Origin of the sequence: Yoonia maricola, assembly GCF_002797915.1 — a bacterium.
Classification (GTDB): Bacteria; Pseudomonadota; Alphaproteobacteria; order Rhodobacterales; family Rhodobacteraceae; genus Yoonia; species Yoonia maricola.
Genome location: NZ_PGTY01000001.1, coordinates 1,996,887 through 2,003,493 on the forward strand (window position 1 = coordinate 1,996,887; position 6,607 = coordinate 2,003,493).

Below are 6,607 nucleotides of genomic sequence, written 5' to 3' on the forward strand. Positions count from 1 at the left end.
TTAACGACCCTTCTTCTTGGCATGACGCGAACGCACGATAAGGCGCTGCGATGCTTTGTTTTTGTTACGGGTACGCTTGCCCTTGGTGTCTTTGCCCCAAGGTGTCACAGGCGTCCGACCACCAGATGTGCGGCCTTCACCACCACCGTGCGGGTGGTCGATCGGGTTCATGGCAACACCACGGACACTTGGGCGGATGCCCTTGTGACGGGTACGACCCGCTTTACCGAAGTTCTGGTTTGAGTTGTCAGGGTTCGACACAGCACCGACAGTGGCCATGCATTCCTGACGGATCAGGCGCAATTCACCGGATGACAGACGCACCTGCGCGTAGCCACCATCACGGCCCACAAACTGGGCGTAAGTACCGGCTGCACGGGCGATCTGGCCGCCTTTGCCTGGCTTCATTTCGATGTTGTGAACGATCGTACCGATTGGCATGCCGCTGAATGGCATGGCGTTGCCGGGCTTAATGTCAGCCTTGGCAGATGCGATCACCTTGTCACCAACAGCCAAACGCTGTGGGGCAAGGATGTAATTCTGTGTACCGTCTTCGTACTGGATCAGCGCGATAAATGCGGTGCGGTTCGGGTCATATTCGATCCGTGCGACAACAGCGGACATATCCAGCTTGTTACGCTTGAAATCGACGATGCGGTAAAGACGCTTTGCGCCCCCACCAATACGACGCATAGTGATCCGTCCGGTGTTGTTCCGGCCGCCCGATTTGGTCAAACCCTGTGTGAGGGATTTGACAGGACGTCCTTTCCAAAGCTCCGAACGGTCGATCAGCACCAGCCCACGCTGGCCCGGCGTCGTCGGTTTGTACGACTTGAGTGCCATGTTAGCTTCTTCCGTTTGCTTGGCGGGCCCTGCAAGAGGACCCTGATGTTATAGGCCCCCGTAGGTGCCCGATTTAGTGCGTCGGGGAAGACCCCGACCTACGTAGGCCGGGGTTCTCCCCGGCTTTTCGCATAACGCAAAGACCCCGGAACGAATCCGAGGCCACGCGATTTCGGGGATGTAGCAGGGAGGGGTGTGGGTGGCAAGGGGGTGTACTTGTTGGTTCATTCAGAAAACCATAAATGTCGGCAAGACTAAGGACTAGTCAAATACCAGACGATCACACCGGTTACCACGCTGGAGAAGATTCCTACGATCGAGGACTCGCCATGTCTTTGCCAGAAAGTCTCTCTTGGATTGTATGAAACTGCGGCTGCCTTGCCCAAAGAGTCGCGGATCAACCATATCGCAATCAGAGACACCGAGGAAATGCCGGTTAGTAGTAGTCCGCCACCGAGTAGTACAGTATTTTCGATCCGAGTATTTAAAAGTAACGCGGCAATACCAATGAAAATAGCCCCCATAATTTTTGATTGGAGCCAGCTCAAACGCTTAAAGAAGGTGGATTCAAATGGCTTGAGCTCCTCGTAAAGAGTGTTAGCCAGCGCATCGTCTGCACTGCTGTGAGTGTTGCCTCCTTTGTACCAGCCAGCGCTTACTTCGGTTGTTTCATTGTGGAACTCAATGGATGCTTTTGCGGCAAGTTCGCCATTAGTACCACTTGGAATCTGGATAAAAGGGTTCCCAGCGAATCTTGCTGGAGCAGACTTAATATCGCTCAAACCTTCAAACTTAGCACCATTTGACGTTGCTTCAATTTCCGCATGGCTGATACTGAGCCTCTCCAGTAGCTGAGTGAGTTCTTCAAAAGTGATGCGTACACTCTCCAAGTTCTTTCGTAGTGGACGGGGCTCACGATCAATTTCTTTGGGCATATCAATTCCAATCCAAACAAGTCACTTTGCCAAACGCAATTCTAGCGGCCCGCAGTCCCACCCGCCAAATACTGGTCAGACACAGATACTCGACCGCGGACCAGAATCAAGCCGAAGGCGCCGGGCCAGCGACGGCCCGTCCGGCGGGCTGGCGCTGCCGCTTTCGTTTGAGGCAAATTCGGAACGCCGGGGAGAACCCCGGCCTACGTAGGTCGGGGGCTCCCCCGACACATTACACCCCCGGCAACCGCACCCCAACCTGCCCCGCATAGACCTTCGCCACCGCTGCATCATCCTCGCCGCCCAGCCCAAGTGCGGCTGCCTCCATAAACTGGGCCAGGGCCGCTTGCGTCACGGGCGCGTCGAGCCCCGCCTCCTCTGCGATTTCCAACACGATCCCAAGGTCCTTGGGCCAGATGTTAACCGAGCTATGCGGCGTGTAATCCCCCGCCACGATATGCGGCGCGCGGTTTTCCAGCATCCAGCTGGTGCCCGCACAGGCGGGGATGACTTCGACGAACTTTTCAGGGGAAACCCCTTGGGTCATGCCAAAGGTCATCGCCTCGGCCATTGCCGCGATATGCACGCCCGCCAGCAACTGGTTCACCGCTTTCATGGCCGAGCCTGCGCCCACCGCGTCGCCCAAGGTGAACACCTTTTCTGCCGTGGCATCCAACACCGGGGCGGCAGCAGCAAAGGCGGCGTCCGAACCCGCCGCCATGATCGACAGCTTGCCCGCAGCTGCCTTCACCGACCCGCCAGAAATCGGGGCGTCGAGGTAATGCACGCCGTGGTCCGCACAACGCGCAGCCATGGTGCGGGCAAACTCTGGCGAAACCGTCGCGCAGGCGATCACGACACTGCCAGGCTTCATCTGCGGGACGGCACCGTTTTTGCCAAAGAGTACAGCCTCGGTCTGCGCCGCATTGAGGACAACGACAAGCAGCGCATCAACAGTGCCAACAACCGCCCCCATATCACCGGGCGCACCGCCCTCCGCCTGAAAGCGCGCTACCTGATCAGGGTTGATATCAAACCCATGGGTCTGATGCCCCGCCACCACCAAAGAGGCCGCCATGCCATACCCCATCGACCCAAGACCGACCACAGCCGTTGTCAAAGCATCATTCATCGTGTTCACCCTCTGTCATCACAGCACACAAAGTATCGCGTTCCACATCGGACGAAAGAGCCCGCACAACAAAAAAGGCCCCCGGTTCGCACCGAGGGCCTTCTTCAATTCTGCGACGTCTGATCAGAGACCAGTGGATACGTCGATTGTGTTGCCTTCTTCCAGCGTCACATAGGCCTTCTTCACGTCCTTACGTGTGCCCAATGATCCGCGAAAGCGCTTCACTTTACCTTTGGTGATGGATGTGTTGACCGCTTTGACCTTCACACCAAAGAGGCTTTCAACAGCTTCCTTGATCATCGGCTTATTCGCGTCGATCGCGACTTCAAAAACAACGGCATTGGCTTCAGAAGCCATTGTTGCTTTCTCGGTGATGATCGGCTTGCGGATCACATCGTAATGTTCTGCTTTGGCGTTCATGACAAACGAGCCTCCAGAGCTTCGACACCAGCTTTGGTCAACACAAGTGTGTCTGACTTCAGGATGTCATAAACGTTGGCACCCTGCGACGGGAGAACGTTAATGGTTGTGATGTTGGCGGCGGCCTTTTTGAAGTCAGCGTTGACTTCAGAACCGTCGATGATCAGCGCGCGCTTCCAGCCCAATGCACCGACCTGTTTGGCCAAGGCAGATGTCTTGGCGTCTTTGACATTGATGTCATCGACAATCACCAGCTCACCTGCTGCAACTTTTGCAGACAAAGCGTGCTTGAGACCAAGCTTGCGGAACTTCTTGGGCAGATCATGCGCGTGGCTACGGGGTGTTGGACCCTTGTAGATACCACCAGAACGGAAGATCGGTGCACCACGAGAGCCGTGACGTGCGCCACCTGTGCCCTTTTGGCGATAAATCTTCTTGGTGGAATAGCTCACTTCGGAACGACCAAGCACATCATGTGTGCCTGCCATTGCCTTGTTACGCTGCCAGCGAACGACGCGGTGCAAGATGTCCTTGCGCGGCTCAAGACCGAAGATTTCGTCGTTCAGTTCGACGGAACCAGCTTTCTTGCCGTCCAGTTTGATTGCATCAGCCTTCATTCTTTTTCACCTTCTTCTGGCGCGGCATCATCTGCCGAGGCTTCAGTTGTGGCTTCTGCTTCAGCAGCTTCCAATGCGGCCTGTTCTGCTTCGGCAGCGGCCTTTGCGGCGGCTTCCTCTTCAGCGGCGGCAGCGGCGGCAGCTTCTTCAGCAAGACGCTCTGCTTCTTCGGCCATGGATTTCAGACCAGCAGGGTAGATCACGTTCTCAGGTGTCGGCTTTTTGACCGCATCCTTGATTGTGACCCAACCACCTTTGGAGCCGGGAACAGCGCCTTTGACCATGATGACACCACGGTCAGCATCTGTCTTGACGACTTGCAGGTTCTGGGTTGTGACTTTCGCCGCACCCATGTGACCGGCCATCTTCTTACCTTTGAAGACTTTACCCGGGTCCTGACACTGACCGGTGGAACCGTGCGAACGGTGAGAGATCGAAACACCGTGTGTCGCGCGCAAACCACCAAAGTTGTGGCGCTTCATCGCACCGGCAAAACCTTTACCGATGGATGTACCACAGACGTCAACATACTGACCTTCGAAGTAGTGGTTCGCTGTCAGTGTTTCGCCCACGTTGATCATGTTCTCAGGGGCAACGCGGAACTCAGCAACCTTGCGTTTTGGTTCTACTTTGGCAGCAGCAAAGTGACCGCGCATCGCTTTGGATGTGCGCTTGGCTTTGGCGTTACCTGCACCCAGCTGAACAGCTGTGTAGCCGTTGGTGTCAGCAGTACGCTGTGCAACAACCTGCAAGTTTTCGAGGGAAAGAACGGTCACAGGGATCTGCTTGCCGTCTTCCATGAACAGCCGGGTCATGCCGACTTTCTTTGCGATAAGTCCTGTACGGAGCATATGATCTACCCCTTATACAGAAATCTGAACGTCAACACCGGCCGCCAGGTCGAGCTTCATCAGCGCGTCTACTGTTTGCGGTGTTGGGTCGATGATGTCGAGAAGACGCTTGTGCGTACGGATCTCAAACTGATCGCGGGATTTCTTATCTACGTGGGGGCCACGCAGAACGGTGAACTTTTCGATCTTGTTTGGAAGTGGGATCGGTCCACGCACGCTTGCGCCTGTGCGCTTTGCTGTGCTGACGATTTCCTGTGTGCTTGCATCAAGCACCCGGAAATCAAACGCCTTGAGGCGAATACGGATGTTTTGGCTCGCTGCCATGTCATCACCCTTAAATTAGGGTCTTAACGGATTGGACGATAGAGGCTCATCCCCCACCCTCGTCGCGTCTTTGGTCCAACGTATAAAGGGCACGCGCGGCGCACCCTTGTTGGATTGAGGTGCTATAGGGGGAGTCGGGTGAGGTGTAAAGGGGGTTGGAGAGGCAAAGACAAGTCAAGTGATACTCCAGCTAGTAATTGCCCTTTCGGATCTTGTAGCAGAACGGATGGTACTGCATTTAAACACTTGAAACGCAACACGCACCCGGAAACTCTAGACAACTTCTGTTTCAGCAGTGAGGCGCAAGCCCCCCTCAACGGTTGAGATTGATATTCCCTTGAGCTTTGTTTGACTGCTGGAAAACGGTATTGGTTGTTCAAACGCGCTTAGGTCTGCAATCTCTGCCGGTGGCAAACGATCAAAGTATCGATTAACAAGCGTAGTCAGGCCAATCTTGATCTTAAACCTCCATCGCAAAATCTTGATTGTAATGACGAAATCAAGGTTCTTGAAGCGTGGCCGAGCACTGACAACTGTTCCACTTGTAATAAGGTTCAGTGCCGCTTCTTGCCCGTCTACCCTTATCCAAGGAGAGGTAACTCGCGCGCAATATCGCTTGCCAAACACCTTGATGCAGCCCTCGGCCTTCGCTCTTGAACGCGTTGATAGATCAAGTACTCGGATCGGATTTCCTAGATCTACCTTTGGTCTATCGACGATCCGGAGCTGAGCCCAAAGGACACTGAATTCAAAGAATTTTTTGTTAACTACGGCGCTTAGCGCTTCGCCAATCTCATCCAAAGTCCCAGCATTTGCTGCTTTCAGCGTAAGAGCGCCATCTTGCTGAAGGTTCGCAATTTTGGAGATTAGCGCCAATTCACTGCCACTTATTTCATCCGTATTCAGTAGCCCGCGTTCCAGTTCGCTCAGAGCACCAAGAATAGCTTGCTCAAATAATTCGCCTATTTCATGAATTTCACTTTGGTCTTCAGCTTCTCCGTCGACAATTCTTTCAACACTGATGATTTCAGCCTCTCCAATCGGAATTTGGCCCTCAAGTTGCAGGCTCTTGCGATCGCCGGGTATGTTGAACTCCAAAGGAAACTCGATTGCACCCAATATGTCTATGGCTACCTGGTCATTCACATCTACGGTAATTGTAGGTTGGTCACTCAATGTTACTTCTCCAATAACTGATTTTTACTCTAAAAACAACTTTAGAGGGTACTGTTTCTAAATCAATACAATTTTTAAGTGTGTAAATCAGTAACACAAAACCAAAAGGCCGCCGCATTTCTGCGGCGGCCTTCCGTTTGCCTGTCCGTTGTGTCGGGGAGAACCCCGACCTACGGGTTACTCGACGATCTTGGACACAACGCCCGCACCCACGGTGCGGCCGCCTTCGCGGATCGCGAAGCGCAGGCCGTCTTCCATCGCGATCGGTGCGATCAGCTCGACGTTGAACTTCAGGTTGTCGCCCGGCAT

General features: G+C 54.2%; 9 protein-coding genes. All 9 read right to left on the bottom strand.

Annotated elements, in window-relative coordinates; translation table 11 throughout:
- The gene (gene rplB / locus BC777_RS10155; protein WP_100367926.1) at positions 1 to 843 is read right to left on the bottom strand and encodes a 50S ribosomal protein L2; all 843 of its coding nucleotides are present in this window, start codon (positions 841 to 843) and stop codon (positions 1 to 3) included.
- A gap of 254 nt (positions 844 to 1,097) precedes the next feature.
- The gene (locus tag BC777_RS10160) at positions 1,098 to 1,778 is read right to left on the bottom strand and encodes a hypothetical protein (RefSeq protein ID WP_100367927.1); all 681 of its coding nucleotides are present in this window, start codon (positions 1,776 to 1,778) and stop codon (positions 1,098 to 1,100) included.
- Positions 1,779 to 2,010: 232 nt separating this feature from the next.
- Entirely contained in the window at positions 2,011 to 2,910 is a 900-nt protein-coding gene (gene ltnD, locus BC777_RS10165) for an L-threonate dehydrogenase (protein ID WP_100367928.1), read from the bottom strand.
- A 123-nt stretch (positions 2,911 to 3,033) separates the two neighbouring features.
- The gene (locus BC777_RS10170) at positions 3,034 to 3,330 is read right to left on the bottom strand and encodes a 50S ribosomal protein L23 (protein WP_008236551.1); all 297 of its coding nucleotides are present in this window, start codon (positions 3,328 to 3,330) and stop codon (positions 3,034 to 3,036) included.
- Complete coding sequence (gene rplD, locus BC777_RS10175; protein ID WP_100367929.1) at positions 3,327 to 3,947, bottom strand: 50S ribosomal protein L4; 621 nt, start codon at positions 3,945 to 3,947, stop codon at positions 3,327 to 3,329. The genes BC777_RS10170 and rplD overlap by 4 nt, the downstream gene beginning before the upstream one ends.
- The gene (gene rplC, locus BC777_RS10180; protein WP_100367930.1) at positions 3,944 to 4,798 is read right to left on the bottom strand and encodes a 50S ribosomal protein L3; all 855 of its coding nucleotides are present in this window, start codon (positions 4,796 to 4,798) and stop codon (positions 3,944 to 3,946) included. Before rplC ends, rplD begins: the two co-directional genes overlap by 4 nt.
- A 12-nt stretch (positions 4,799 to 4,810) precedes the next feature.
- Positions 4,811 to 5,122, bottom strand: coding sequence for a 30S ribosomal protein S10 (gene rpsJ / locus BC777_RS10185; RefSeq protein ID WP_008236563.1), 312 nt, complete (start codon positions 5,120 to 5,122; stop codon positions 4,811 to 4,813).
- Positions 5,123 to 5,395: 273 nt separating this feature from the next.
- Entirely contained in the window at positions 5,396 to 6,298 is a 903-nt protein-coding gene (locus BC777_RS10190) for a hypothetical protein (protein ID WP_100367931.1), read from the bottom strand.
- 177 nt (positions 6,299 to 6,475) lie between these two features.
- The coding region (locus tag BC777_RS10195) for an EF-Tu C-terminal domain-related protein (protein WP_446001710.1) at positions 6,476 to 6,607 on the bottom strand (132 nt) is incomplete at its 5' end.

Excerpts from the sequence above, each read along its gene's own strand:
- BC777_RS10160 (WP_100367927.1), bottom strand. The coding sequence starts at position 1,778 with ATGCCCAAAGAAATTGATCGTGAGCCCCGTCCACTACGAAAGAACTTG.
- rplB (WP_100367926.1), bottom strand. The coding sequence starts at position 843 with ATGGCACTCAAGTCGTACAAACCGACGACGCCGGGCCAGCGTGGGCTG.
- BC777_RS10170 (WP_008236551.1), bottom strand. The coding sequence starts at position 3,330 with ATGAACGCCAAAGCAGAACATTACGATGTGATCCGCAAGCCGATCATC.
- ltnD (WP_100367928.1), bottom strand. The coding sequence starts at position 2,910 with ATGAATGATGCTTTGACAACGGCTGTGGTCGGTCTTGGGTCGATGGGG.
- rplC (WP_100367930.1), bottom strand. The coding sequence starts at position 4,798 with ATGCTCCGTACAGGACTTATCGCAAAGAAAGTCGGCATGACCCGGCTG.
- rpsJ (WP_008236563.1), bottom strand. The coding sequence starts at position 5,122 with ATGGCAGCGAGCCAAAACATCCGTATTCGCCTCAAGGCGTTTGATTTC.
- rplD (WP_100367929.1), bottom strand. The coding sequence starts at position 3,947 with ATGAAGGCTGATGCAATCAAACTGGACGGCAAGAAAGCTGGTTCCGTC.